The sequence below is a fragment of the Chitinilyticum litopenaei DSM 21440 genome (assembly GCF_000428145.1).
GTDB lineage: Bacteria > Pseudomonadota > Gammaproteobacteria > Burkholderiales > Chitinibacteraceae > Chitinilyticum > Chitinilyticum litopenaei.
In genome coordinates this window covers 23,553-48,588 of sequence record NZ_ATZJ01000018.1, presented here as the reverse complement: position 1 = coordinate 48,588, position 25,036 = coordinate 23,553, and the positions used below count along the sequence as shown (strand labels likewise).

At 64.7% G+C, this 25,036-nt stretch carries 28 protein-coding genes; 19 read left to right on the top strand and 9 right to left on the bottom strand.

Annotated elements, in window-relative coordinates:
* The first annotated feature begins 202 nt into the window (after positions 1 to 202).
* The 5 genes from C515_RS0108855 to C515_RS0108835 all read left to right on the top strand — a co-directional run bounded on the left by C515_RS0108855 (position 203) and on the right by C515_RS0108835 (position 4,286).
* The gene (locus C515_RS0108855) at positions 203 to 964 is read left to right on the top strand and encodes an amino acid ABC transporter ATP-binding protein (protein ID WP_373277251.1); all 762 of its coding nucleotides are present in this window, start codon (positions 203 to 205) and stop codon (positions 962 to 964) included.
* Positions 965 to 1,125: 161 nt separating this feature from the next.
* Positions 1,126 to 2,010, top strand: coding sequence for a transporter substrate-binding domain-containing protein (locus C515_RS0108850; protein WP_028455232.1), 885 nt, complete (start codon positions 1,126 to 1,128; stop codon positions 2,008 to 2,010).
* Between the two features lie 141 nt (positions 2,011 to 2,151).
* The gene (locus C515_RS0108845) at positions 2,152 to 2,889 is read left to right on the top strand and encodes an amino acid ABC transporter permease (protein ID WP_028455231.1); all 738 of its coding nucleotides are present in this window, start codon (positions 2,152 to 2,154) and stop codon (positions 2,887 to 2,889) included.
* 1 nt (position 2,890) lies between these two features.
* Positions 2,891 to 3,544, top strand: coding sequence for an amino acid ABC transporter permease (locus C515_RS0108840; RefSeq protein WP_051304793.1), 654 nt, complete (start codon positions 2,891 to 2,893; stop codon positions 3,542 to 3,544).
* A 13-nt stretch (positions 3,545 to 3,557) separates the two neighbouring features.
* Entirely contained in the window at positions 3,558 to 4,286 is a 729-nt protein-coding gene (locus C515_RS0108835) for an amino acid ABC transporter ATP-binding protein (protein WP_028455229.1), read from the top strand.
* Positions 4,287 to 4,461: 175 nt separating this feature from the next.
* Here the strand turns inward: C515_RS0108835 and C515_RS0108830 are convergent, their stop codons facing one another.
* From C515_RS0108830 to C515_RS20330, 9 genes are read right to left on the bottom strand one after another with little or no spacing between them, the layout of a single operon-like run.
* On the bottom strand, positions 4,462 to 5,193 hold the full coding sequence (locus C515_RS0108830; RefSeq protein ID WP_051304792.1) for a prepilin-type N-terminal cleavage/methylation domain-containing protein: 732 nt from the start codon (positions 5,191 to 5,193) through the stop codon (positions 4,462 to 4,464).
* Entirely contained in the window at positions 5,171 to 6,454 is a 1,284-nt protein-coding gene (locus tag C515_RS23525; protein ID WP_028455227.1) for a hypothetical protein, read from the bottom strand. Before C515_RS23525 ends, C515_RS0108830 begins: the two co-directional genes overlap by 23 nt.
* On the bottom strand, positions 6,451 to 6,789 hold the full coding sequence (locus C515_RS20335) for a hypothetical protein (RefSeq protein ID WP_043648812.1): 339 nt from the start codon (positions 6,787 to 6,789) through the stop codon (positions 6,451 to 6,453). The genes C515_RS23525 and C515_RS20335 overlap by 4 nt, the downstream gene beginning before the upstream one ends.
* Entirely contained in the window at positions 6,786 to 7,382 is a 597-nt protein-coding gene (locus C515_RS0108815) for a hypothetical protein (protein ID WP_028455226.1), read from the bottom strand. Before C515_RS0108815 ends, C515_RS20335 begins: the two co-directional genes overlap by 4 nt.
* Positions 7,379 to 8,911: a hypothetical protein gene (locus tag C515_RS0108810; RefSeq protein WP_028455225.1), complete on the bottom strand. Its 1,533-nt coding sequence runs from the start codon at positions 8,909 to 8,911 to the stop codon at positions 7,379 to 7,381. The genes C515_RS0108815 and C515_RS0108810 overlap by 4 nt, the downstream gene beginning before the upstream one ends.
* Positions 8,908 to 10,101: a type II secretion system F family protein gene (locus tag C515_RS0108805; RefSeq protein ID WP_028455224.1), complete on the bottom strand. Its 1,194-nt coding sequence runs from the start codon at positions 10,099 to 10,101 to the stop codon at positions 8,908 to 8,910. Before C515_RS0108805 ends, C515_RS0108810 begins: the two co-directional genes overlap by 4 nt.
* Positions 10,098 to 11,819 (bottom strand): GspE/PulE family protein, encoded by a 1,722-nt coding sequence (locus tag C515_RS0108800; RefSeq protein ID WP_028455223.1) that lies wholly within the window; start codon positions 11,817 to 11,819, stop codon positions 10,098 to 10,100. The genes C515_RS0108805 and C515_RS0108800 overlap by 4 nt, the downstream gene beginning before the upstream one ends.
* Complete coding sequence (locus tag C515_RS0108795; protein ID WP_028455222.1) at positions 11,816 to 12,985, bottom strand: tetratricopeptide repeat protein; 1,170 nt, start codon at positions 12,983 to 12,985, stop codon at positions 11,816 to 11,818. The genes C515_RS0108800 and C515_RS0108795 overlap by 4 nt, the downstream gene beginning before the upstream one ends.
* Entirely contained in the window at positions 12,982 to 14,679 is a 1,698-nt protein-coding gene (locus C515_RS20330; RefSeq protein WP_081686846.1) for a pilus (MSHA type) biogenesis protein MshL, read from the bottom strand. The genes C515_RS0108795 and C515_RS20330 overlap by 4 nt, the downstream gene beginning before the upstream one ends.
* Before the next feature lie 526 nt (positions 14,680 to 15,205).
* Here C515_RS20330 and C515_RS0108785 point away from each other — a divergent pair.
* The 14 genes from C515_RS0108785 (at position 15,206) to C515_RS0108720 (ending at position 25,021) form a co-directional block, all read left to right on the top strand.
* Positions 15,206 to 16,006: an ABC transporter ATP-binding protein gene (locus C515_RS0108785; protein ID WP_028455221.1), complete on the top strand. Its 801-nt coding sequence runs from the start codon at positions 15,206 to 15,208 to the stop codon at positions 16,004 to 16,006.
* A gap of 2 nt (positions 16,007 to 16,008) precedes the next feature.
* Entirely contained in the window at positions 16,009 to 16,803 is a 795-nt protein-coding gene (gene mlaE / locus C515_RS0108780; protein WP_028455220.1) for a lipid asymmetry maintenance ABC transporter permease subunit MlaE, read from the top strand.
* A gap of 19 nt (positions 16,804 to 16,822) precedes the next feature.
* Entirely contained in the window at positions 16,823 to 17,302 is a 480-nt protein-coding gene (gene mlaD / locus C515_RS0108775; protein WP_028455219.1) for an outer membrane lipid asymmetry maintenance protein MlaD, read from the top strand.
* A 3-nt stretch (positions 17,303 to 17,305) separates the two neighbouring features.
* Positions 17,306 to 17,908 (top strand): MlaC/ttg2D family ABC transporter substrate-binding protein, encoded by a 603-nt coding sequence (locus C515_RS0108770; protein ID WP_081686845.1) that lies wholly within the window; start codon positions 17,306 to 17,308, stop codon positions 17,906 to 17,908.
* Positions 17,905 to 18,186: an STAS domain-containing protein gene (locus C515_RS20325; RefSeq protein WP_051304790.1), complete on the top strand. Its 282-nt coding sequence runs from the start codon at positions 17,905 to 17,907 to the stop codon at positions 18,184 to 18,186. Before C515_RS0108770 ends, C515_RS20325 begins: the two co-directional genes overlap by 4 nt.
* Positions 18,187 to 18,205: 19 nt before the next feature.
* On the top strand, positions 18,206 to 18,973 hold the full coding sequence (locus C515_RS0108760) for an MlaA family lipoprotein (protein ID WP_028455217.1): 768 nt from the start codon (positions 18,206 to 18,208) through the stop codon (positions 18,971 to 18,973).
* A complete protein-coding gene (locus C515_RS0108755) occupies positions 18,970 to 19,887 on the top strand; it encodes an ABC transporter ATP-binding protein (RefSeq protein WP_028455216.1) in 918 nt (305 codons plus the stop codon). The genes C515_RS0108760 and C515_RS0108755 overlap by 4 nt, the downstream gene beginning before the upstream one ends.
* Positions 19,884 to 20,639: an ABC transporter permease gene (locus tag C515_RS0108750; protein WP_028455215.1), complete on the top strand. Its 756-nt coding sequence runs from the start codon at positions 19,884 to 19,886 to the stop codon at positions 20,637 to 20,639. The genes C515_RS0108755 and C515_RS0108750 overlap by 4 nt, the downstream gene beginning before the upstream one ends.
* 165 nt (positions 20,640 to 20,804) lie before the next feature.
* A complete protein-coding gene (locus C515_RS0108745) occupies positions 20,805 to 21,038 on the top strand; it encodes a BolA family protein (RefSeq protein WP_028455214.1) in 234 nt (77 codons plus the stop codon).
* On the top strand, positions 21,038 to 21,235 hold the full coding sequence (locus C515_RS0108740; RefSeq protein WP_028455213.1) for a hypothetical protein: 198 nt from the start codon (positions 21,038 to 21,040) through the stop codon (positions 21,233 to 21,235). Before C515_RS0108745 ends, C515_RS0108740 begins: the two co-directional genes overlap by 1 nt.
* Before the next feature lie 174 nt (positions 21,236 to 21,409).
* Positions 21,410 to 22,663, top strand: coding sequence for a UDP-N-acetylglucosamine 1-carboxyvinyltransferase (gene murA, locus C515_RS0108735; RefSeq protein WP_028455212.1), 1,254 nt, complete (start codon positions 21,410 to 21,412; stop codon positions 22,661 to 22,663).
* 117 nt (positions 22,664 to 22,780) lie between these two features.
* Complete coding sequence (locus C515_RS20320) at positions 22,781 to 23,185, top strand: DUF4870 domain-containing protein (RefSeq protein WP_043648809.1); 405 nt, start codon at positions 22,781 to 22,783, stop codon at positions 23,183 to 23,185.
* A gap of 236 nt (positions 23,186 to 23,421) precedes the next feature.
* Positions 23,422 to 24,060 (top strand): ATP phosphoribosyltransferase, encoded by a 639-nt coding sequence (gene hisG, locus C515_RS0108725; RefSeq protein WP_211234020.1) that lies wholly within the window; start codon positions 23,422 to 23,424, stop codon positions 24,058 to 24,060.
* 19 nt (positions 24,061 to 24,079) lie between these two features.
* On the top strand, positions 24,080 to 25,021 hold the full coding sequence (locus C515_RS0108720; RefSeq protein ID WP_028455210.1) for a Cif family virulence factor: 942 nt from the start codon (positions 24,080 to 24,082) through the stop codon (positions 25,019 to 25,021).
* Positions 25,022 to 25,036: the final 15 nt, after the last annotated feature.

Sequence of the window (25,036 nt, the reverse complement as noted above, 5' to 3'; positions counted from 1 at the left end):
AGTTTCTAATCTTCTATTGATCCGCCCTCACAAGTATGAATTTATGTAGGAGCGAGCTTGCTCGCGAAGCGATGCTGATCGCGAGCAAGCTCGCTCCTACGAGTGAAAACATCAAAGGCCCGGATCAATAATTTAGTACTCATTTAGGGATAACCCCGCTTGCCGCCGCTGCCGGCCCACCGCCACAATCCGGACCATCCCCATGAATGCCGACGCCAGCACCATGATCCGTTTCGTCAATGTCAACAAATGGTACGGCCGTGATCACCACGTGCTGAAGAACATCAATCTGGAAGTGCGCCAGGGCGAGGTCGTCGTCGTCTGCGGGCCATCCGGCTCGGGCAAATCGACGCTGATCCGCACGATCAACCAGCTCGAACCGATCAACGACGGCGAAATCTGGGTCGACAGCGTGCGCGTGAACGACCCGCGCACCGACATCAACACGCTGCGCGCCGAAGTGGGCTTCGTGTTCCAGCACTTCAACCTCTACCCGCACCTGACGGTGCTGGACAACATCACGCTGGCGCCCATCCAGGTCAAGAAGATCACCCGCGATCTGGCCGAGCGCACCGCGCTGGAACTGCTCGAGCGCGTCGGCCTGGCGCACAAGAAGGACGCCTATCCGGCCAATCTGTCCGGCGGGCAGCAGCAGCGCGTGGCCATTGCGCGCGGGCTGGCGATGAATCCGCAGGTCATGCTGTTCGACGAGCCAACCTCGGCGCTCGACCCGGAAATGATCGGCGAAGTGCTGGCCGTGATGAAGCAGCTGGCCGAGTCGGGCATGACCATGATGGTGGTCACGCACGAAATGGGCTTTGCCCGCGAGGTGGCCGATCGCGTGGTCTTCCTCGACCAGGGCGAAATCGTCGAGGACGCCCGCCCGGAAGAATTCTTCACCAATCCGCGCAGCGAGCGGGCACGCCAGTTTCTGCGGCAAATTCTCGCACCACTGCACCAATAAGCAGGGGTATGTTGCCACAGCCATTCAAGTAAAAAGGTTGTGGCGATATACCTGGCATATTTCCACAGGCAGCGCATACGGCCTTTCCCCAAAGGCAGGGCCGGCCAGCCTTGCCTATACTCCGGGCAGCGTTTCTCCCGACCCCTTCCGGAGGCTTGACCATGAAAACCTGCCTGACCCTTGCGCTGGCGCTGGCCGCGTTTGGCACCGCCCATGCCGAAGAACTCACCGGCACCCTCAAGAAAATCAAGGACAGCGGCCGCATCGTCGTTGGCGTGCGCGATGCCTCGCAACCGTTCTCCTTTCTGGTCGGCAACAAGCAGTACACCGGCTATTCGGTCGAGCTGTGCAACAAGATCGTCGACCAGGTGCAAAAAGAGCTGAAGCTGAAGACGCTGGACGTGGTCTACCAGCCGGTCACCTCGCAAACGCGCATCCCGCTGATGCAGAACGGCACCATCGACCTGGAATGCGGCTCGACGACCAACAGCATGGAGCGCCAGAAGCAGGTGGCCTTCGGCGTGAACATGTTCTGGGTGAACGTGCGCATGGCGGTCAAGGCCAACTCCGGGATCAAGAGCGTGGCGGATCTGAACGGCAAGCCGGTCGTCACCACCACCGGCACCACCTCGGACCGCTATATCAAGCTGCACGAAAAGGGCAAGAGCATCGACGTGAAGAACCTCTACGGCAAGGATCACGACGATTCCTTCCTGATGCTGGAAACCGACCGCGCCGCCGCCTTCGTCATGGACGACACGCTGCTGGCCGCCAAGATTGCCGCCAGCAAGAACCCGAAAGACTTCACGATTGCCGGCGAAGTGCTCTCCGGCGAGCCCTACGGCATCATGCTGCGCCGCGACGATCCGCAGTTCAAGAAACTGGTCGATGCCACGCTGACGGCGGCATACAAGTCGCCGGAAATGGAAAAACTCTACAACAAGTGGTTCATGTCGCCGATTCCGCCCAAGGGCATCAATCTGAACATGCCGATGTCGGACAAGATGAGGGAGCTGCTGAAGAACCCGTCCGACAAGGGTATCTGAGCATAACCCAAGCTGGAAAAAGGCCTGCCGCCAATAGGGTGGCAGGCATACGCAAGCGCCCGGTTTGCCGGGCAGGTCGCTTGCCGGCGAAGCAAGTCTTGCCGGGCGGCCAACCGGAACCGGCGCTGACGGAGACGCGTGATGGATCTCAATCTTGACTGGGGCGTGCTGCTGCAGGAATCGCCCACCGGCGACGGCCCCTACTGGCAGCTGCTGTGGACCGGGGCGAAGTGGACCGTCGCCACCGCGCTGACCGGCTGGGCGCTGGCCCTGCTGGTCGGCAGCATCGTCGGCGTCATGCGCACGCTGCCCTACAAGCCGCTGGCCTGGCTGGGCGACGCCTATGTGGAAGTCGTCCGCAACATTCCCCTGCTGGTGCAGCTGTTTTTCTGGTTTTTTGTCTGGCCCGAGCTGCTGCCGCGCGAAATCGGCCTGTGGTACAAGCAGGACATGCCCTACCCCGAATTCATCACCGCCGCGCTGGCGCTCGGCTGGTTTACCGCGGCGCGCGTGGCCGAGCAGGTGAAATCGGGCATCCTGTCGCTGCCGCGCGGCCAGAAAAACGCCGCCCTGGCGCTGGGCTTCACGCTGCCGCAGACCTATCGCCTCGTAGTGCTGCCGCAGGCCTTCCGCATCGTGATTCCGCCGCTGACCAGCGAATTCATGAACATCTTCAAGAATTCCGCCGCCGCGCTGGCCATCGGACTGACCGAGCTGACCTTCCAGATGAAGCAGATGGTCGAGTATTCCAACGAGGTCATCGTCAGCATTGCAGCGGTCACCACCATCTATATGGTGATGGCCTTCGCCGTCAATCGCGGCATGGCCTGGCTGGAAAGGAAGTCGCGCATTCCCGGCATGATCGGTGGAGGGCGCTGACATGATCGACCTGCAACTGGTGCTGGACAACCGCGAGCTGCTCACCGAGGGCATGCTCTACTCGCTGCAGCTGACCGCCTTCGCCACCCTGGGCGGCATCGTGCTGGGCTGCCTGCTGGCGCTGGCGCGCCTGTCTGCCTTCAAGCCGCTGTCGCTGCTCTCGGCCGCCTATGTGAACCTGTTCCGCTCGGTGCCGCTGGTGCTGGTGATCTTCTGGTTCTATTTCCTGATTCCCTATTTCGGCTTCCAGATCGGGCCGGACAAGTCGGTGTTCATCACCTTCACCCTCTTCGAGGCGGCGTATTTCAGCGAAATCATCCGCGCCGGCATCCAGTCGATTTCCCGTGGCCAGCTCGCGGCCGCCTATGCGCTCGGGCTCACCTATCCGCAAACCATGCGCTATGTGATCCTGCCGCAGGCCCTGCGCAACATGCTGCCGGTGATGCTGACGCAGACGGTGGTGCTCTTTCAGGACACCTCGCTGGTCACCATCATCGGCATCAAGGACTTCATGGGCAGCACCAGCGTCGTCGCCAGCAATAACGGCGCGATGACCGAGATGTACACCTTTGCCGCCATCGCCTATTTCTGCGTGTGTTTCCCGATTTCGATGCTGCTCAAGCGCCTGCACAAGCGCATTGCGGTCATCCGCTAGCAAGGACAATTCCATGATTGAGATCGACAAAGTCAGCAAGTGGTACGGCCAGTTCCAGGTGCTCACCGACTGCACGACGCGCATCGCCAAGGGCGAGGTCGTGGTGGTGTGCGGGCCGTCCGGCTCCGGCAAATCGACGCTGATCAAGTGCGTGAACGGGCTTGAGCCTTTCCAGTCCGGCAGCATTCTGGTCGACGGCACCTCGGTCGGCGCACCCGGCACCAACCTGCCGAAGCTGCGCTCGCGCGTGGGCATGGTTTTCCAGCATTTCGAGCTGTTTCCGCACCTGTCGATTACCGAAAACCTGTGTCTAGCGCAAATCAAGGTGCTGGGACGCAATGCCGACGAAGCGCGGGAAAAGGGCCTGCAGCTGCTTGATCGCGTCGGCCTGAAGGCACATGCCGCCAAGTTTCCCGGCCAGCTTTCCGGCGGCCAGCAGCAGCGGGTCGCCATTGCCCGCGCGCTGGCCATGGACCCGATCGCCATGCTCTTCGACGAGCCGACGTCGGCGCTGGACCCGGAAATGATCAACGAAGTGCTCGACGTGATGACGCAGCTGGCCGCCGAAGGCATGACGATGATGTGCGTGACGCACGAAATGGGCTTCGCCCGCCGCGTTGCACACCGGGTCATCTTCATGGACCAGGGCCAGATCGTCGAGGATGCCGCCAAGGATGATTTCTTCGGCGCGCCCCGCTCGGAACGCGCCCAGCAGTTCCTGTCGAAGATACTCCAGCACTAAACAGCCGCAGGTATAAGCACGCAACCCATTAGCTTATTGACCCTGACGGCCATACCCATGGAATTCCACTCCAGAACCAGGCTCAACGCAGCGACGCAAAAAAAACACGGCTTTTGTCTTTCCTCTGCGCCTCTGCGTTGACTGTTTAGGGCTTTTGCTTCTCAAAACGGCCAGGTCAGGGCAGTGCGCCGCTACTGACCAGCCGGCTCATCAGCGGCGGCGTCGCCAACCAGACGACCAGATCATCAAAGCCCTCGTCGGCATTGCGCCCGACAAACAACGTATCGCCATCGGCATTCTCCAGCTCGTCCCCCTGCGCGCCGGGGAGCTGGCTGCCATCGGCCTGCCAGGCGCCCGCGCCGTTTGCGCCATGCGACAGCAGCACGGCCGGCAGGCTGGTGGCCAGATTGGCTCCCGCCACGCGCCGCACGGTAAGCACGCCGGCGCTGGTCAGGGCAAAGCAGGGTTGAGCATGGGCGGCCGAGCCGCAGGCCAGCGCGCCGCTCTGACGGCTGAATGCCGGGCTGAGGCGATAGGTGAAACGCCGCCCCCAGCCATCCAGCTGCGGCACGCCCAGCTCCAGCCAGGGCAGTGCGCCCTCCAGTCGCGCACACTGGCCCAGTGCATCACGGCCGCCGTCTTCCAGACCGGCGGCGCCCTGCGTGTCGGCCAGGGCCGGATCGGCGGGGCAAGGCAGGCGTTTGTTGATCAGCAGATAGCCGGTCAGCGCTTCCTGCGCCTGCGCCAGTGCCGCGCGGGTTTCGGCATGCCTGCGGGCTTCCAGCTGGGCGGTCAGCGGCCCGAGCGCCATGCCCAGCAGCAGGCCGGCCACCAGCAGCACCACGGCCATTTCGACCAGGGTAAAGCCGCCATGGCGGCAGCGATCAGGGCCAGTGGCGCGCTTCACGGCACTCTCCCAGTCGGCACAGATAGAGCCGGTCATTGCTGCCCGCCGCCGGCAGGACATACTGGTCGCGCCCCGGGCTGGCAGCATCCCAGCCATCCTGATTTTCGGGGTCTTCAAAGAGCTCGGCCAGCGTCAGGTCGCTGCGCAGTGCCGTGCCGGCCAGCCGGGTCTGGCTGCCCTGCGGCGGGCCGGGCAGAAGGAAGAGCGCGTCAAACGCGCCGCTCACCCCCGCGACCTGCGGGTCACTGCAGGCCGCGTCATTGCCGGCGCCGACGGCCAGATACACGGTGCGGTGCCAGACATTCTGCACAAACCAGCCCGCGCCCGGATACTCCGGCGTGTCACCGGGATAACGCCTGGGCAGGATGCCGCGACAGCGCGTCACCGGCCCCGGGTCGCAGAAGGACACGGGATTGGCGTCGCGACAGACGGGCTGCGTCCAGTCCGCCGGCGCCGGATAGCGGCCATGACGCTGCCAGTGGGCAGCCAGAATGCCGGCGACTTCGCGGCCGAGCCGCTGCTGCACCGCCCGCTCGAGATCGGCGGCGGTGATGATGAGCAACTGGTCGTTGGCCTGCCCGCTGCCGGCAGGCGGAACATGAAAGGGCCCGGTTGCCACGGCATTGTCGCGCCCGCCGGCGGCATCCAGATAGTCGGCGGCGCTATTGGCGGGGCGACTCTGGCCAGCCAGCGGCGGACCGGGCGCAAACACGACCGCCACCGCGCGCTGTCCGGGCGGCGTCAGGCACTGCCCGCTGGCGTCGAACACCTCCAGCGTCGCCAGCGCATCGTGATTGACCTTGCGCGCCTCATTGGCGCCATTGCGCTTGGCATAAGCCGCATCGACCACCAGCCACAGCGACTCGCCGTAACCGTCGACCAGCGGCGGCAAGTCCAGCGTGCGCCAGGGCAGACGGCCACTGCGCGTCGCAGCCCCACCATTGCAGGGCAGGCTGGAGGAACCGGCGGCGAGCAGATTGGGGGCATTGCGGTCCGGACATGGCAGCTCGAAGGGATTGCAGGCCTGTCCGGTGCCGCCGCCGGCGCAATTGCCCACACCGGCATTGCCCGCCTGCGCCACGGACCAGTCGATCAGGGCCTGTCTGGCCTGCTGCAGCGCGGCCATGCTCTGCTGCCGGCGCCGGACATCAGCGTCCTGCCTGCCGGTCGCGCCCAGCAGCAGGCTCAGCGTTCCCAGTACGACGATAAAAAGCAGCAAGAGGAGGGCGGCACCGTGCTGCCGGGCGCGCGTGCGGTTCATGGCTGGCCAAGCCGGATGCGCGGGAAGGCGGCAGCGCCCGATGCCGCCTCCCCCCAGATTTCTCCGGGGCGCACGCGCGCTGGCGGCGGCTGACGCTGCGGCTGGCCGTCAACCCAGTACAAGGGCCGGCCCTGCGAGCGCTGCAGCATGCCGTCAAAACGGCGCGGCGCGGCGGCGACGCCACTCGCCGTCACGCCTGCTGCCCCGGCGGCCTCCGTCGCCGGTGCGCTGTGCAAACGTTCGGCGGGAGTCAGGAAGAGCCGCCCCCACTGCGGGCCGGCGGCGCCGAGCTGGGCACAACAGCACAGGCCCAGCAGCAACAGCAAGCGCTTCATGGCGTCGCTCCCGATGGAGGCAGTGGCGCAATGGTCAGCCAGTCATAACGGCAACTCACCGTGAACCCGGATGCGGCCTGGCGGGCAAGCCGGCATTGCCGTGGCAGTAGCCGCCCCGGCAAGGCCTGCAGGCGCGCATGCACCCGCGAGAAGTCTTCTTCGTCGCGGGCCAGGTAGTTCAGCGTCATCGCGCTGGCCATGAGCGCCGCCTCGCCTTCGCCGGGCGCGGTCGACACGATGCGGCGTGCGGCGATGCTGTAGCGCAATTGCAGGGCCGGTTGCGCCAGCTGCAGGGCATCGAGCTGCTCCAGCCAGTGCAGGCGGTGTTCGTGCTCCAGCAGATTCTGCACCTGCAAGGCCCGGAACTCAGCGGCATGGCGCGCCAGCCAGTCGGCATGCCGGCGGGTCTGTGCCAGCTGCTGGCGCAGGTCATCCAGCTCCTGCGTATGGACGCGCTGCGCCTGTTGCCCGTGCTGTGACTGCCGCAGCAGTGCAACAGCCAGGACGGTGGCCAGCGTGATGGCCAGTGCCAGCGCCAGCAGGCCCGGAGCAAGAAGACGCAGATCGCCTCGCGGAACACCTCCCAGCTTCATGGCCGGACTCCCGGAAGCCGGGCAATCTGCAGCTGGAAACGGTGCGCCTGCCCTGCTGCGACTGCGGGCTGCTCCAGCTGGCCCTCCGTTCGCAAATCGATAGGCCAGCGCAAGACCGTCGGCTCGCCATAGCCTTCCGCAACAAGGCGGGCCAGCAAGGACTCGAAGCGGGCAAGCCCCCAGCGGTAGTCGGCAGGCCCGGCCAGCAGGCGGCCGTCAAGCAGCAGATACTCTCCTTGCGGCAATGCCGGCAGATCTCTGGCTTGCGGCGCAGCGGCCGGCGGTGTGGCCACGGCTGTGGCGGCAAAGGGCTGGTCGAGCTGCCAGTCCAGCGCATCGATCTGCAGCTCGGGGTAATCCAGCAGGATGACACTGAGCTCGCGGGCAGCCCGCTCCGGGTCGGCCGGACGGGCGGCCAGCTGTGCATGCCACCAGGCCGCGCCGGCTACATGCCGGGCGTCCAGACCGGGGTAGGCCGCCAGCCCAGCCCTGGCCTGCTGCAAGGCCTGCCGGGCGGATGCCAGCGCGACCGCATCGTGGCCAGCCTCTTGCTGCCCCGTGCGGGCCTGCCAGACGGCCGCCCCCGCGAAGGCCACAAGCATGACCAGACCTGCAGTAATCAGCAAGCCGCGATTGAGTTGCCGCAGCCGGTAAGTCCTGAGCCTGCCGGCAGGCGTGTGGCGGGCGGACACCCGGCCAGCGGCAATGTCCAGCACGGCCTGCGCCAGCCACCCGCCTGCCGTTTCCGCCGCCAGCACCTGCACGGCGATCTGCTCGGCCGCTACCGTGATCTCGGCGCTCAGCGCCTGCTGCAGAGCTTCTGTTTCGCTTGCCCCGGCAAACACGCAGGCCTGCAGCACGCCTGTCGGCGGCAACAGCCGCTGCCCCGCGAGATACTGCCTGCTCTGGCGCAATTCGGCCGCCAGCAAGGCGGCGACCTGGCGCACATCCGTCCCGTCTGCAGCGCCTGGCCCCTGACGCGAAAACACCAGCTCGCCAGCGCTGAGACAGGCCTGCCGGCATTGCCCCGGCACGATGCTGCCAAGCAGGAGGTCAGCCTCGCCGTCAGCACGGCGGCGCCAGCCGGCCAGCACGTCCGCCAGCGCATGAACCCCGGCCAGCGCACAGCCGGCCGCCTGCAAGGCATCAAGCAGGGCATCCAGCAGGGCGGGCCGGCCCAGCGCACTGAGCAGATAGCGCGGCTTGCCATCCGCACGACCGGCCGCCTGCGCGCTGCGATACGGCGACACCTGCTGCTGCAGTCGCCGCTGCAGCAGGGCATCGCGGTCGGCACGCCCCAGTACGGGCAGCGCTTCGAGGCGGAATTCGTCGGCAAGCTGATCGACCAGCAGATGCCAGACCGCTGCACGCAGGCGCGGCAGCCAGGGGCGCAGGCCCTCGATGCCGCTGGATGGCAATGCCGACGGATCCAGCAGAAACCGGTCCAGCAACACTGGCGTGCGTTCGCGCACCTGCCACAGCATCAGCCCGGCATTGCCAAGCACCAGCACGCAGACCGGGCGCCTCATCGCAGCTGCCCCAGCGTAGCGAATACCGGCCCGAGCACGGCCGCCATCAGCCACAGCAAGAGCAGGCCCAGCACGACCGTCAGCACCGGTTCGATCAGCGCCTGAATGCGCCCGATGGCAGCCCTGGCATCGTGCTCGTGAAAATGGGCGACCTGCAGCAGGGCATCATCCAGCCGGCCGGTACTTTCGCCGATGCGCAGCAGGCGCAGCATCAGCGGCGGGAAAAAACCGCTGCGCGCAAACGCGGCCGTCATGCCCGAGCCGGCGCGGATGTCTTCACCGATGACGGTGACCGCCGCCGCCAGCGCCCGGTTGCCGATCAGGCCCTGGAGAATCTCCAGGCAATCCAGCACCGGGATGCCGGCGCGATACAGCAGGGCAAGATGCCGCGCCAGACGGGCGAGCAGCAGCTGGTGCACGATGGGGCCCAGCAACCAGACCTTCAGTGCACGCGCATGCAACCACAGCAACAGCGCGCGATCCCGGCGGATGCGCCAGCGCAGCAGCAGCACCATGGCCGCCAGCACAAACAGGACGGCGGCGCCATGCGCACGCAGGAAGTCGCCACCGGCAATCAGCACGCGGGTGTACCAGGGCAGGGTCGACTGCATCGCAGCAATGAAACCGGCGAGCTGGGGCAGCAGATACAGTTGCATGAACACCAGCACGCCCAGTACCACCAGCCCGGCAAAGGCCGGGTAAAGCAAGGCGCGCTGGCCATGCGCCGCCAGTTCGTCCAGCCACTGCAATTGCCCGGCGATGCTGGCCAGCATGTCCGGCAGGCGCCCCGCGGTTTCGCCGGCCCCCACCAGATTGACGAACACCGCATCGAATGCGGCGGGATGCCTGCCCAGCGCCTGCGACAGTGTCGCTCCGGCATTGATGTCATCGATCAGCGCCGCGACGATGCCGCGCAGTGCTGGCGACAGCGTCGGCTGCAGCTCCGTCAAAGCATCAAGCAGGGGCACGCCGCCACGCAGCAGCTGCTCCAGCTGGTAGCACAGGGTCAGCAGATCGCGGCGTGCGGCCACCCGACCCGGCAAACGCCAGAAAGCCGCCGGGCAGGCGCGAAGCAGCGTCAGCCCCATGCCGGCAAGCCGTCGCTCCAGCGTCACCAGATCGGGTGCCTGCAGCTCGCCCTGCTGAAGGCCTCCGGCGGCATCGACTGCGCGGTAGCGATACGCCTTCATGCCGCCACCTGCCAGGCACTGACCCGATCGGTCAGATCGACGACGCGCGCGATTTCTTCCAGTGATGTCTCACCAGCGAGCACCCGCTGACAGGCCAGCTCGGCCAGCGTGCTCACTCCCAGCCGCACGGCCGCCTCGCGCAATTCGTGGAGCGTGGCGCGCCGGGCAATCAGCGCATCCAGCTCGGCATTGATCTTCAGGACTTCCATGATGGCGCTGCGCCCCTTGTAACCCTGCCCGGCACAGGCAGCGCAACCACGCGCGCGATAGAGTGTCAGGGGCGCGGCATCGGCGTGGGCCAGCAGCTGCCGCTCGAAGGCATCGGCCACATAGGCCTCGCGGCAATGCGGGCACAGGTTGCGCACCAGCCTTTGCGCAACGATCCCGATGATGTTGCCGGCCAGCACATCGGGCTGGATGCCGATGTCGAACAGGCGCGGAATGACGCCCAGTGCCGAGCCGGCATGCAGGGTGGTGTAAACCTGATGGCCGGTCATGGCGGCGCGAAACGCCATGTCGGCGGTATCGCGGTCGCGGATTTCGCCAACCAGGATCACATCCGGGTCCTGGCGCATCAGTGAACGGATGCCGTTGGCAAAACCGATGCCGGCGGCGTCGTTGATCGCCGTCTGGCGGACTTGCGGCAACGGGTATTCGACCGGATCTTCCAGCGTCATGATATTGACGTCGGTGGTATTGAGCTGCGCAAGGATGGAATACAGCGTGGTGGTCTTGCCGGAGCCGGTTGGCCCGGTCACCAGAATGATGCCTTCCGGGCGGGCGATCATCAGCCGCAGGCGATGCAGGCTGGCGGCGTCGAGTCCCAGCGCATCCAGCGGCACCAGGCCCTTGCGGCGATCGAGAATGCGCAGCACCAGATTTTCGCCCCAGAGCGTGGGCTGGCTGGCAACGCGAAAATCCGTTTCATGACCGTTGAGGGTGCGTGACAGCCGCCCGTCCTGCGCCAGCCGGGTTTCGGCGATATCCAGCGCGGCCAGTACCTTCAGCCGCACCACCATGGCGGGCCAGAAACTGCGGTGCAGCGCCCGTACCTGCTGCAGGAGGCCGTCGATCCGGTAGCGGATGCGCACAAAGTGCTCTTCCGGCTCGAAATGCACATCGGAAGCGCCGCGCAACACGGCGTCGGCCAGCAGGGCATCGATCAGCCGCACCACCGGCTGCAGGGCTTCGCCGTACCCGCCGGTGGCCGTCGCTGGCGCGCTTGCGCCGGTTTCGATCTCTTGCAGAATGCCGTCAATTGCCAGTTCGCAGCCATAGCTGCGCTCAATGCCCTGCAGCAGTTCGGCCTCGCCGGCCAGCAGAACTTCGATCTCGCAGCCCTGCGACAGTGCGCGCAACTGATCCAGCGCCTGCAGGTCGTTGGGATTGACCATGGCCAGCCGCCAGCGGCGCGCCGGGCGATCCAGCGCCAGCGGCAGGGTCAGAAGGCGCCGGGCGGCGTCCTTGCCGAGCAGCGCGAGCGCCTGCGGGTCAGGCACGACCCGGGCCAGTTCGATGCTCGCGCAGCCCAGTTGCGCCGCCAGCGCCACACGCAAGGCCGCCTCATCCAGAAAGCCCAGTCTTACCAGCAGGCGACCGAGCGGCAGTCCGGAACCCGGCTGCTCCAGCAGGGCGATGCGCAGCTGGTCTTCGGTGATGTCGCCCTTGCCGACCAGCAAGGCGCCCAAGCGCAGGCGCGGCAAGTTTGCCGTCGTCATGAGTCCGCTCCCGCCAGCACGACCAGCCGCTGCGCGATCGCGTCACGATCAAGCCGGTCTGCTGCCTGCATGCCAGCGGCCAGTGCCTTGCGGTAGAACTCGCGCGCCTGCCGGTACTGGCCAAGGTGATCCAGCGCGAGGGCCAGGTTGTAGGCCAGCTCGGCATTGTGCGGCGCCTGCGACCAGGCACGGAAATACAGAGCCTGCGCCGCCTGCCAGCGCTGGCGGCCGGCATGCGCGTGTGCCAGCAGCTGCAATTCTTCAACGCTGGCATCCGGCAGCGGATCCTGCTCGTCGCCCTCCTGCCCGGCCGCCGGCTGCGCCTGCGCGGCCAGCGAGGCCAGGCCTTCCCGCGCCAGCGCATCATGAGGGGCCTGACGCAGGCGCTGGCGATAGCGCGCGGCAGCGGCGGACCAGTCACCCTCGCGCAGGGCAATGGCGGCCATGCCCAGCAGGGCATCGCGGTTGTCGGCCTCGCTGGCCAGCACCCGGGCGTACAAGGCACGCGCTTCGTCCAGACGGCCATGCTGGTAGGCCTGCCAGGCCTGCAGCAGCACATCCGGCTCTTGCCGCTCATGCCGCGCCACCACCGGCGCGGCCGCGGCCAGCACGGGCAGTGCATCGGCAGTTACCCCTGAGGGCGTGGCGACTTGGGCCTGGACCGCTCTGCCGGTGTGAGCCGGCGTGCGTGCGGGGTATTCATCCAGGGCTGGCGAGGCCATACGCCCCGGGATCGTTGTGACCAGTACGGGCGAGCTGGCCGGCATTGCCACGGCAAGCGGGGATGGCGAGGCGAAATTTGCGGCTGGGCGGATCTGGCCGTTGCTGCGGAGGCCGGACGCCAGCAGGAGCAACCATGCCGCGACAGCCAGGGCGAGGCCGGCAGCGGCCAGCAGCGCCAGCCGGCTTGCTCCCCGTGCTCCAGACAAACCGGCTGCTGCCTCGGGACCGGCAGCGGGCAGCACCGGGATGATCGGCGCAGCAGCATCCTGTTCCGGCGCCACACTGCCTGACTCGGTGACTGGCGCCGACAGACTGGCCGCGCCGTCGGTGCCGGCTGGCGCCAGGGCGAGCAAACTCAGGTCCGCAGCGCCAGGCTCGGCGACACGATCGCCAGCGGGCAGCGCCGCACTCGCCGGTTTCATCAGCTGCAGGACACGGCTCATGGCCGCTCCCGGAGTGGGGCCGGAAGCGGTACGGCACCTGCCTGATACGCAGAGAGGGTATGGTCTCCAGACCCAATCATGAAATCGGCATCCGGCATATACCCCTTGAATGCCGCCAGATCGCCGTTCACGCTTGCCTCACGGATCTGCAGGGGGCGCAGAAACACCACCAGTTCGCTCTTGCCTGCCTTGTCGTCGCGAAAACTGAACAGATCACCCAGTGTGGGCAGGCGCGACAGCCCCGGCACGCCCTGCCGGCTGGTCTTGATGGCATCCTGGATCAGCCCGCCCAGTACGGCGACCTGCCCCGAGGGCACATTCAGCGTCGAGTCGAATTCGCGCACCTGCAAGACCGGCACCAGGCTCTTCACGGCGGTATTGCTGCTGGCGGCAATCAGCGCCACGGCCGGATCCTCGACATAGGCGCTGACATTGGTGATGGTCGGGCGCACGTTCAGCGCCACCAGGCCGCTGTCGGCAATCTGCGGCGTCACCTGCATCACCAGCCCCACCGGCACGGTATGCAGCGTGCTGGTGATGTTGCGGCCGGTCACCTCGCCATCGCTGTTCTTGTCTTCATCGAGTTCGAGCGAGAAATACACCTGCTCTTCGACCACCTTCATGATGGCGGTCTGATTGTTCAGCGCAATCAGCTTGGGACTGGAGAGCACGCGCGTGCGGCCGAACTGCTCCAGCAGCTTGACGGTGAGCTCGAACTGGCTGCTCTGGAACACAATCCCGGCCGCCGGTGCTCCGGCCAGATTCTGCCCCAGCAGGTTCTGCCCGAAGGACCAGCCCTGCCCGGTCGCAATCCGGCTCCAGTCCACGCCCGCCTGGTACTGGTCACCCAGCGTCACCTCGACAATGGTGGCCTCGATCAGCACCTGCCGCTGTGCGGCAAGCTGCATCTGAGCGAGAAAGGCCGCCACCTTCTGCTGGTCGCGCTGGCTGGCCCGCACCAGCACCAGCCCGGTTTCCGGATTGACGACCACCAGCCGGCCATCGGCAGCGGCCGGCGCCGGACGCGTCGCCTCGGCAGGAGCCGCCGGGCTGGCGGACAGGCCCAGCATGGCTTGCAGATTGTGCTCCAGCCGGCTCCAGAACTGGCTGTCGCTGCTGTAATCGAGCAGGGTGCAGGAGGCATTGCTGCCGCTCATGCCGCAAGCCGGCGTCGCCGCGGCCTTGCCACCGGCAACCGACCCACCGGTCGAGGACACCGTGTTGGCGATGGCGACGCTGGATTTCACCGCGCGCCGCACATTCAGGTAATCGACCTTGTAGGTCTGCAGATAGGGGGCATCGGGCTCGACATGCAGCACCCCGGCATCGACCGACCAGCGCAGGGGAACCTGGCGCGCCAGCCGCGTCATCAGCTGTGGCAGCGTCTGGTTCAGCGCATTGATCGTCACCCGGCCGTTCAGCTCCGGGTGCACGTCGACATTCATCCTGGCGTCGCGGCCAAGCGCAAAGAGCAGGCTGCGGATGTCCACATCACTGACGACCAGACTGTAGGTTTCCTGCTTGCGCAAGGGTTGTGGCCTGGGCAGGGCCGGCGCGACCGGCGTCAGTGCCGGTGCGGCAAGCGTGGCGGCAGGCTTGCCCAGATGCTGGCCGGCATCCAGTGGCGCGGGGCTGCGCACGGCGCAGGCGGCAAGGCAAAACACCAGCAGCAAAGGGCAGCACAGAGGTCGCATCAGCAGGTCCGCAAGAAAATTAGGTTACAGACTAGGTCAGCAATAAATCATTACCAAGAAATTTTTTCTTCACAAATCGGGATGAAAACGGCAACAGCCAGGCCGCTTCGGCATGCCGGCAAGCTCCAGATCCTGTGGGTGTTTTGCTTGTGCTGTCCGTTGATGCCGGTTCTGGCCTGGTGCCAGGCCGAAGCACGGCGCCTGGTCCTGTCATGCCAGAAACGGTGCGAGCAGTTTGTGGACATGACGGCCGCGTGTGGCGCTTTTGTGCCGACTGCACATCCCGGCTGCACGAGCATGCGGCCATGCAGTGCTCACAAGCCCTTGATCCGGCGCGGCAATTAAATCCGGCACAAACACAAACAGAGCATCGGCAGAACCTGGCAGCCGGATGCGCTTTGTTACAGCCCTTACCCCCTGGGCAAGGTAAAATTTCATATTGCCCAGTCATCCCCTTCAGGTACGCTCGCGTTTTGCACCTGAGACACTGCGCTGGAATGATTGCCGTTTACTCCCCTCCCAGACCATGCCGGACCTCCTAGTCGATTTCGAACATGTCAGCTTTGCCTACGATGACAAGGCCATCCTGCAGGACATCAGCCTGCAGATCCGGCGCGGCCAGCTCGTGGCCATCATGGGCGGCTCGGGCTCGGGCAAGACGACACTGCTGCGGCTGATTGGCGGCCAGCTGCTGCCCGATGCGGGCGCGGTGCGGGTGGCCGGCAGCAATACCCGCGAGTTGTCCGAAGCCGCGCTCTACCAGCTGCGCACCCGCATGGGCATGCTGTTCCAGTTTGGCGCGCTGTTTACCGATCTGAGCGTCTACGACAATGTGGCTTTTCCCCTGCGTGAACGCACGGACCTGCCCGAAAGCGTGATTCGCGACTTGGTGCTGATGAAGCTGCAGGCCGTGGGCCTGCGCGGTGCGGCCACGCTGATGCCGCACGAGCTCTCCGGCGGCATGGCGCGGCGCGTGGCGCTGGCTCGCGCGATCGCGCTGGACCCGCAGCTGATGCTCTATGACGAGCCCTTCACCGGGCTGGATCCCATTTCGCTGGCAACCATCGGCACGCTGATCCGCGAACTGAACGACGCACTGGGCACCGCCTCGGTGATTGTCACGCACGATGTCGCCGAATCGCTGGCCCTGGTGGACTACATCTATTTTCTGGCCGATGGCCGCATCATTGCTGCCGGCACGCCCGATGAAGTGCGGGCCTCGCCCCACCCCTTCGTGGCCCAGTTCATCAATGGCAGACCGGATGGCCCGGTGCCGTTTCACAAGCCTGCAGCGCCTTATCTGCGCGAACTGGGGCTGGAGCCATGAGCATGGGAAACCGCTTTGTCCGCCTCTGCCAGTCCATCGGCGCACCGCTGACCGCACGGATCATCAAGCTCGGTTTTGCCTGCCGCTTCCTGCTGGGCATCCTGCGGCACAGCCCGGCGGCCTTTGCCCGGCCGCAATTGCTGGCGCGCGAGATCTGGTTTGCCGGCGTGCTGTCCATCCTGATCATCACCGTATCGGGGCTGTTTGTCGGCATGGTGCTCGCGCTGCAGGGTTACGACACGCTGCAGCGTTTTGGCGCATCCTCGTCGCTGGGCATCCTGGTCGCGCTGTCGCTGGTGCGCGAGCTGGGCCCGGTCGTTGGCGCGCTGCTGTTCGCCAGCCGTGCGGGCTCGGCCATCACGGCCGAAATCGGCCTGATGAAAGCGACCGAACAGCTGAGTGCCATGGAAATGATGGCGGTGAACCCGATGGCGCGCGTCATCGCCCCGAAATTCTGGGGCGGAGTGATTTCCATGCCCCTGCTGGCGGCCATGTTCAGCGCCACCGGCATATTCGGCGGCTACCTGATCGGTGTGCCGCTACTGGGACTGGACGAGGGCAGCTTCTGGTCGCAAATGCAGGGTGCAGTGGATTTTCGGCTGGATGTCATGAATGGCGTGATCAAGAGCGTGTTCTTCGGCTGCGCCATTGCCCTGATCGCCGCCTTCGAAGGCTATGATGCGCCCCCCACGGCTGAAGGCATTTCCACCGCCACGACCCGCACCGTGGTCACCAGCGCCCTGGTGGTGCTGGCACTGGATTTCGTTCTCACTGCGTTCATGTTCCGCGGTGTATAAACAGATTGAGGATGCAGCAATGAAACGCACGACCATCGATTTCTGGGTAGGGCTGTTTGCACTGATGGGGGCGGCAGCACTGCTCTTCCTGGCCCTGAAGGTCAGCAATCAGGGCGCCCTGCCGGCAAGCTCCACCTACACGCTGACGGCGAACTTCGAAAACATCGGCGGTCTGAAGGTTCGCGCCCCGGTGAAAAGCGCCGGCGTGGTGGTCGGTCGCGTTACCGCCATCGAGCTGGATACCGAGCGCTATATGGCGCGCGTGACGATGGCGCTGGACGAGCAATACCGCTTCAGCCGTGACAGCAGCGCCGAAATCCTCACCTCCGGCCTGCTGGGCGAGCAGTACGTCGGCATTGCCAGTGGCGCCGACGACAAGACACTGGGCAGTGGCGACAGCTTCAAAATCACCTCGTCGGCCATCGTCCTGGAACAGATCATCAGCCGCTTCCTGTTTTCCAAGGCAGCGGGTGACGACAACACCACCATGGAGAAGTAAACAATGCGCAAGTTTTTTGGCATGCTGGCCATCCTTACCGCCTGTACATTCACGGGCACCAGCCTTGCCGCCGCGGAAACGCCCGAGCAGCTGGTCCGCCAGAGCAGCAGGGACGTGCTCGAAATCATCCGCAAGAATGAAAAAGACCCCGTCAAGGTCCGCGAGCTGGTCGACGCACGCGTCGCACCGCTGGCCGACTACACCCGCATGACGCAACTGGCTGCCGGACGCCACTGGCGCAGCGCCACTCCCGAGCAGCAACAGGCATTGACGCGCGAATTTCGTACCATGCTGGTGCGCACCTATCTGTCGGCGCTGACCATCTACAAGAACGCGCAGGTGGAAGTGAAGTCGGTTCGCGCCGGCAACTCGCCCAGCGAGCAGGACGTGCGCACCGAAGTCACCCTGCCAGGCGAAAAGCCGATCACGCTGGACTTCAGCTTTGAAAAGAACGGCCAGGACTGGAAGGTTTACGATATTTCCGTAGGTGGTGTCAGCTTCATCAACAACCACCGCAACACCTTTGCCTCGGTCATCCGCAACGATGGCATCGACGGCCTGATCAAGCAGCTGGCCAGCCGCAACGCCAGCACGGGCAACAAGTGAACACCCTGACCGTCAACGGCGAGCTGACCATGCAGACAGCCCGGCAACACCTGCCGCTGCTGGATCACCTGCGCGGCCCTGCCACGGTAAGCATCGACCTGCAACACGTCGGCACAGCCGATTCAGCCGCCGTGGCCGTGTTGCTGCACTGGCAACGGCAGGCACGCAGCCTGGGGCTGACGCTGGAGATCGCGAACCCGCCGACCGCCATCGTGCGCCTGCTGCAGGTTTACGGCCTGCAAGCCCTCCTGCCTGCAGCCCCCCCTGCTGCCGCCTGACCGATAGCGAGAGACCGCCATGCGCCTGATTGCCCCGCTGCTGCTCACCACCCTGCTGGCCGCCTGCGCCAGCCCCGGCAACAACTATGACCCGCTTGAGCCGGTAAACCGGCCCATTTACGGCTTCAACCGTGCGGTGGACAAGGCGCTCTTGCGCCCGGTAGCGACCGGCTGGCGCGACTACATGCCCCCACCGATCCAGACCGGCGTGAGCAATTTCTTCGGCAATATCGACGATCTCTTCGCCATTCCCGCATCGGCGCTGCAGGGCAAGTGGCAATCGACGGCCACCGGCACCGGCCGCGTACTGATGAACACCACCTTCGGCATCGCCGGCCTCTTCGACATCGCCAGCCGCGTGCCGCTGGCCAAGCAGGACGAGGATTTCGGCCAGGCGCTGGGCTACTGGGGCGTGGGCAGCGGCCCTTACCTGATGCTGCCCTTCTATGGCCCGCTGACCCTGCGCGACTCGGTCGACCCGCTGTCCCGCCTGGCCTGGGGACCAATCGACTACATCGAACCGCTGGCCGGCCAGATCGGCTACTACAGCGTGGGGCTTGTCAACCTGCGCGCCGAACTGCTGCCGCTCGACGCAGCACTGGACGAAGCGCTCGATCCTTACGCCTTCATGCGCGACGGCTATCTGCAGCGTCGCTGGTTCAAGGTGCACGATGGCAATCCGCCGCATCCGCTGCCCATGGGCGATCCCGATGACGATGGCGACGCCGACAAAGCCGCCGGGGCAAACGATCCGGCAAGCGGCGCGGCCACCGGTGCGACGCAATGAGTGCAGCCATCGCCTTTGACGGCGTCGGCAAGCAGTACGGTGATTTTCATGCGCTGCACGACGTCAGCTTCAGCGTCGAACAGGGCGATTTTTTTGCCCTGCTTGGCCCCAATGGCGCCGGCAAGACCACACTGATTTCCATCCTTGGCGGACTCACGCGCGCCAGCCGCGGCAGCGCGCGCGTGATGGGCCACGACGTCCAGCAGGACTATCGCGCGGCACGGCGCAGCGTCGGCATCGTCCCGCAGGAGCTGGTCTTCGACCCCTTTTTCACCGTGCGCGAAACCCTCGAGTTTCAAAGCGGCTATTTCGGCATCCGCAACAACGACGACTGGATTGATGAAATTCTCGCCAATTTGGGCCTGAGCGAAAAAGCCAACAGCAATATGCGCGCGCTGTCGGGCGGCATGAAGCGCCGCGTGATGGTCGCGCAGGCGCTGGTGCACCGCCCGCCGGTGATTGTGCTCGACGAACCCACCGCCGGCGTCGATGTGGCCTTGCGCCAGACGCTGTGGGCCTTTATCCGGCGGCTGAACGCCGACGGCCACACCATCGTGCTGACCACGCATTACCTCGAAGAAGCCGAGGAGCTGTGCAACCGCATCGCCATGCTCAAGCAGGGCCGTCTGATCGCGCTGGAAGACAAGCACCGGCTGATGAATCGCGGCAAGGCGCGCAGCCTGCTGCTGCGCCTGAAACCCGCCGAGCTGCCGCCCGCGCTGCAACCCCTGCTGCAAGGCCGGCGCGACGACGCCTTCGAATTGCACCTCGACGATTGCGCGACGCTGGAGCGCATCCTCAGCGAAATCCGGCAGGCCGGCGTCGAGCTGCGCGACATCGAGGTCGCCAAACCCGACCTTGAAGACATTTTCCTCGACATGATGCGTAGCCAACCCCGGACGGAACAGGCATGACCGGTTTTTACACGCTGTTCTACAAGGAAATCCTGCGTTTCTGGAAGGTGTCGTTCCAGACCGTCGCCGCACCGGTGCTTACTTCACTGCTGTATCTGCTGGTCTTCGCCCATGTGCTTGATGCGCATGTCGAGCCTTATCCGGGTGTGCGCTACACGGCCTTCCTGATTCCCGGGCTGGCGATGATGACGATGCTGCAAAACGCCTTTGCCAACACCTCGTCGAGCCTGATCCAGTCGAAAATCACCGGCAATATCGTCTACATCCTGCTGCCGCCGCTGTCGCATCTGGAATTCTTCGGTGCCTACGTGCTGGCCGCCATGCTGCGCGGCCTGGTGGTGGGCATGGGGGTATTTATTGCAGCCCTATTCTTTGCATTGCCTTCCTTCACATACCCCCTGTGGATCCTGGTGTTTGCCGTACTGGGCAGTCTCATCATGGCGATACTCGGCATGATTGCCGGCATCTGGGCGGAGAAATTCGACCAGCTCGCCGCCTTCCAGAATTTCCTCATCATGCCGCTGACCTTCCTGTCCGGGGTGTTTTACTCGATCCACAGCCTGCCGCCCTTCTGGCAAAAGGTCTCGCACGCCAATCCCGTCTTTTACCTGATCGACGGTTTCCGCTACGGCTTCTTCGGCGTCAGCGATACCAGTCCCTGGGTATCGCTGCTGGTGGCTGGCGGCTGCTGTGCGGCGCTCGCCTTGTACACCCTGCACTTGGTAAAATCCGGCTACAAGCTGCGCCATTAGCCCTTACAAGCCCGAAAAAGCAAAACCCAACGCAAAGACGCAAAGACGCAGAGCAAGGCAAAACCAGCCGGTTGTCTCTGCGCCCTCTGCCTCTCTGCATTGAAGTTTTCTGCTTTGATCGACCTGGGCCGCCAGCCCCCTTTCATGCTGTTTACCCGGATCGCCATGTCGCCCGAACACGTCAAGCAACTGATCGAAGCCGCCCTCCCCTGTACCGCCGTCGAGGTGGAAGGCGATGGCCATCATTTCTACGCCAGCATTGTCTCGTCCGCCTTCGAGGGGCTGAAACTGCTCGAGCGCCACCGCCTCGTCAAGGAGCGCCTGAAAGGCCATCTGGATTCGGGCGAGCTGCATGCGCTCTCGCTGCGCGCCACCAAGACACCGGCCGAAGTCGCCTGATGAGCGGGCCACAGAAGGAACCGCGCCGTTTCGGCCTGGACGTCATCGACGAACAACAGGCCGCGCTCGCCGCCGCCAAAAAGGCCGCCATGGACAAGGAAGCCAACCGCAGCAGCGGGCGGCTGGCCGCGCTGGCCAACCTGCCGATCATGATCGTCGCGGTCATCTGGGCGCTGTGGTATTTCTTCTGGCGCTAAGCCAAGCGCTATTCACCACAGAGGCACAGAGCACACAGAGAAACCCGGTATGGCAAGGCATTCACTGCCCGTTTTTCCCGCGAAACATACCGAAAGCGCTCTGTGTACTCTGTGCCTCTGTGGTTCGTATTTATTCGATTTTCGCGCCGCAGGCGCAAAGTGACTGACTGAACAATGGACAAACTGAAAATCGTCGGCGGCACGCCGCTCAATGGTGAAATCACCATCTCCGGCGCCAAGAACGCCGCCCTGCCCATTCTCTGTGCGGGCCTCTTGACCGCCGGAACGCTCAGGCTCACCAACGTGCCGCAGCTCGCCGACGTGAAGACCACGCAGAAGCTGCTGCAGGGCATGGGCGTGCGCGTGATGACCGACAACGTCCACGAATACGAAATCACCGCCAACAACATCACCAGCCTCGTCGCCCCGTACGAGCTGGTGAAGACCATGCGCGCGTCGATTCTGGTGCTGGGCCCCACTTTGGCGCGCTTTGGCGAGGCGCAGGTGTCGCTGCCTGGCGGCTGCGCGATCGGCGCGCGCCCGGTTGACCAGCACATCAAGGGCCTGCAGGCGATGGGCGCGGAAATCGTGATCGAGCACGGCTATGTGAAGGCGAAAGGCAAGCTCAAGGGCTGCCGTTTCCGTTCCGACATGATTACCGTCACCGGCACGGAAAACCTGCTGATGGCCGCAACCCTTGCAGAGGGAACGACCATTCTGGAAAACGCCGCGCGCGAGCCGGAAGTCGTCGATCTCGCCGAGTGCCTGATCAAGATGGGCGCGAAGATCAGCGGCCACGGCACGGATACGATCACCATCGAAGGCGTGAAGGAGCTGCACGGCGCCGAGCATGCCATCGTTCCCGACCGCATCGAAACCGGCACCTTCCTGGTAGCCGCCGCCGCCACCCAAGGCAAGGTCGTGCTGCGCAAGACCCGCGCCGACATCCTCGGCGCGGTGCTCGACAAGCTGACCGAGGCCGGTGCGCACATCGAGGCCGGCGACGACTGGATCGCCATCGACATGAAGCAGCGCCCGAAGGCGGTGGACATCCGCACGCTGGAATACCCGGCCTTCCCGACCGACATGCAGGCGCAGTTCATGACGCTGAATGCGCTCGCGACCGGCAGCTGCGTGATGACCGAAACCATTTTCGAAAACCGCTTCATGCACGTGCCGGAACTGGCGCGCATGGGCGCGAGCATCAAGATCGACGGCCACTCGGCCTTTGTGACCGGCGTCGAGGGTTTCTCGGGCGCCACCGTGATGGCGACCGACCTGCGGGCGTCCGCCTCGCTGGTGATTGCCGGCCTGGTGGCCGATGGCGAAACCGTCGTCGACCGGATTTATCACCTCGATCGCGGCTACGAGCACATCGAAACCAAGCTGGGCGGCGTCGGCGCGCAGATTGAACGCCTTCGCTCCTGATCTCTTGATCAAACCCAACGCAGAGACGCAGAGGCGCAGAGATAATCCCGTTTCTCGCCTTTTGCCTTCCTCTGCGTCTTTGCGCCTCTGCGTTGAACGCTTTTCTGGATACCTCACATGCTGACGCTCAATCCCAAACCCTCTGGCAATGACAGCGACGGCACGCCGCCGCCGCCCAAGCAGGTTGAAAAAGGCTTTGCCGCACTGGCGCACATGGCCGGCGTGTTCTGGCTGCCCATCCTGCCCGTGCCGATTCTGGCGCTGCTGGTGCCGGTGCTCATCCTGCAGTTCGCCCGCGTCCATTCGGAATTCGTCGAGCAGCATGCGGTGCAGGCCACCAATTTCCAGCTGCTGATGGGCTGCTTCTATGTGGTGGCCATGCTGGCCACGATGGTATTCCAGAGCATTTTTCCCTTGTGGTGGGTGGGGCTTGGCTCAACCATGTTCAGCCTCTGGGAGGGCGCCAAGGCCATCAACGGCTGGAAGTCGAAATACCCTGTTACGCTCAAGCTGTTCAAATAAGGGATAATCCTTAGAACCCCTTTCACCACAGAGGCACAGAGACACAGAGAATATGCCTCCCGATCAGGATATGCCTGCGGGTATGCACCCACAGGCAAAGAGATAGAAAGGCTGCACGGGAATACCCCTTTCCATCCACCTGACTGGCAACGCTTTCCCGCAAGCCCAGGCCTCGTGCAATCAAGTCCGGCCATGCATCTCTGTCGCTTTGTGGTTCAAAACGATCACCACACATCATGATTACCATCGCGCTTTCCAAAGGCCGCATTTTTGAAGAAACCCTGCCGCTGCTGGCCGCAGCCGGCATCACACCCGCCGAAGATCCGGAGAAAAGCCGCAAGCTGATCATCGGCACCAACCGCGACGACGTGCGCCTGATCATCGTGCGCGCCACCGATGTGCCGACCTATGTCGAGCATGGCGCAGCCGATCTGGGCGTGGCCGGTCGCGACGTGCTGCTGGAACATGGCGGCGATGGCCTGTATCTGCCGCTGGACCTCGACATCGCCAAGTGCAGCCTGATGGTCGCCGTGCGCGAAGGCTATGACTACGACGCCGCGGTCAAACAGGGTGCGCGCCTCAAGATCGCCACCAAATACGTCAAGCAGGCGCGCGAACACTTCGCCGACAAGGGCGTGCACGTCGATCTGATCAAGCTCTATGGCTCGATGGAGCTGGCCCCGCTGGTGGGTCTGGCCGACGCGATTGTCGATCTGGTCTCCACTGGCGGCACCTTGCGCGCCAACAAGCTGGTTGCTGTCGAGCACATCCGTGATATTTCCAGCCGGCTGGTACTCAACCAGGCCGCGCTGAAGCTGAAACGCGACCGCCTGCAGCCCATGCTCGACGCCTTTGCCGATGCAATCGGCAAATAAACTGCGAGCCCCCTGATCGATGAGCGCCAGTTACCAGTTGATCCTGACCGGCAACATTCTGCCCGGCACCCCTGCGGAACTGGCTACCGAGAATCTGGCACGCCTTATGAAGCTGGAGCGGTCTCAGGCACAGGCTTTGCTGCAAAAGGCGCCGGCACTCATCAAGAAAGAGGTTCCCCAGCAGCAGCTGGAGCGCTACCTGCAGCATTTTGCCCAGGCTGGCGTGGAGGTGAGGGCCGAGCCGCTGGCTCCGCTGGCCCCGGCGTTGCCACACGCAGCGCCGCCGGTCGAGGAAATCACCTGCCCGAAATGCGCCCGCGTCCAGCCCAAGCGCACGCTGTGCCTGGATTGCGGCTGCGACATGCCGCGCATGCTGGCCGCCCAGGCCGCCAAACCGGCCGCAACCGGGCCAGCCGTCGCGGTCACGGCCAGCCCGGCCCAGCAAGGCTTTCGTCCGACACGCGAGCCCTTGCCGCTTGGCAAAATCCTGCTGCTGGTGGTGGTGCTGGCCGCCGCCGGCTGGTGGTACTTTGTCGCCGGGCGCAGCATCAGCGAAGCACAGGCGCGCGACTATTTGGCAAAAAGCGAGCACGCCCTGCTGTCGCGCGACCCCAAGGCCATGTGCGCGCTGCTTGCCGATGACTTCCAGGGCATCAGCAATACCGGCAACATCGACAAACAAGCATCATGCACCGCCAGCGAGGAATTTTTCAGCCTGATCAAGGACCTGGGTGAAAAAATGGGCGGCATCATGCAACTCGACCACCACTACGAAATACACGACATCACGGTATCGGATGACGGAAAACAGGCCACGGTCACTTACAGCAGTCAGCTGGATGTCGGTGGCTCCATCATCAACATCAAAGCCGATGCCACCGATACCTTGATCCGCCGAAACGGCAAAGTACTTTTGTTGCGCAGTGAAGCCGTCGTGCACAACACGACGACTCAACGCTGAACCCGGCAGCCCCAC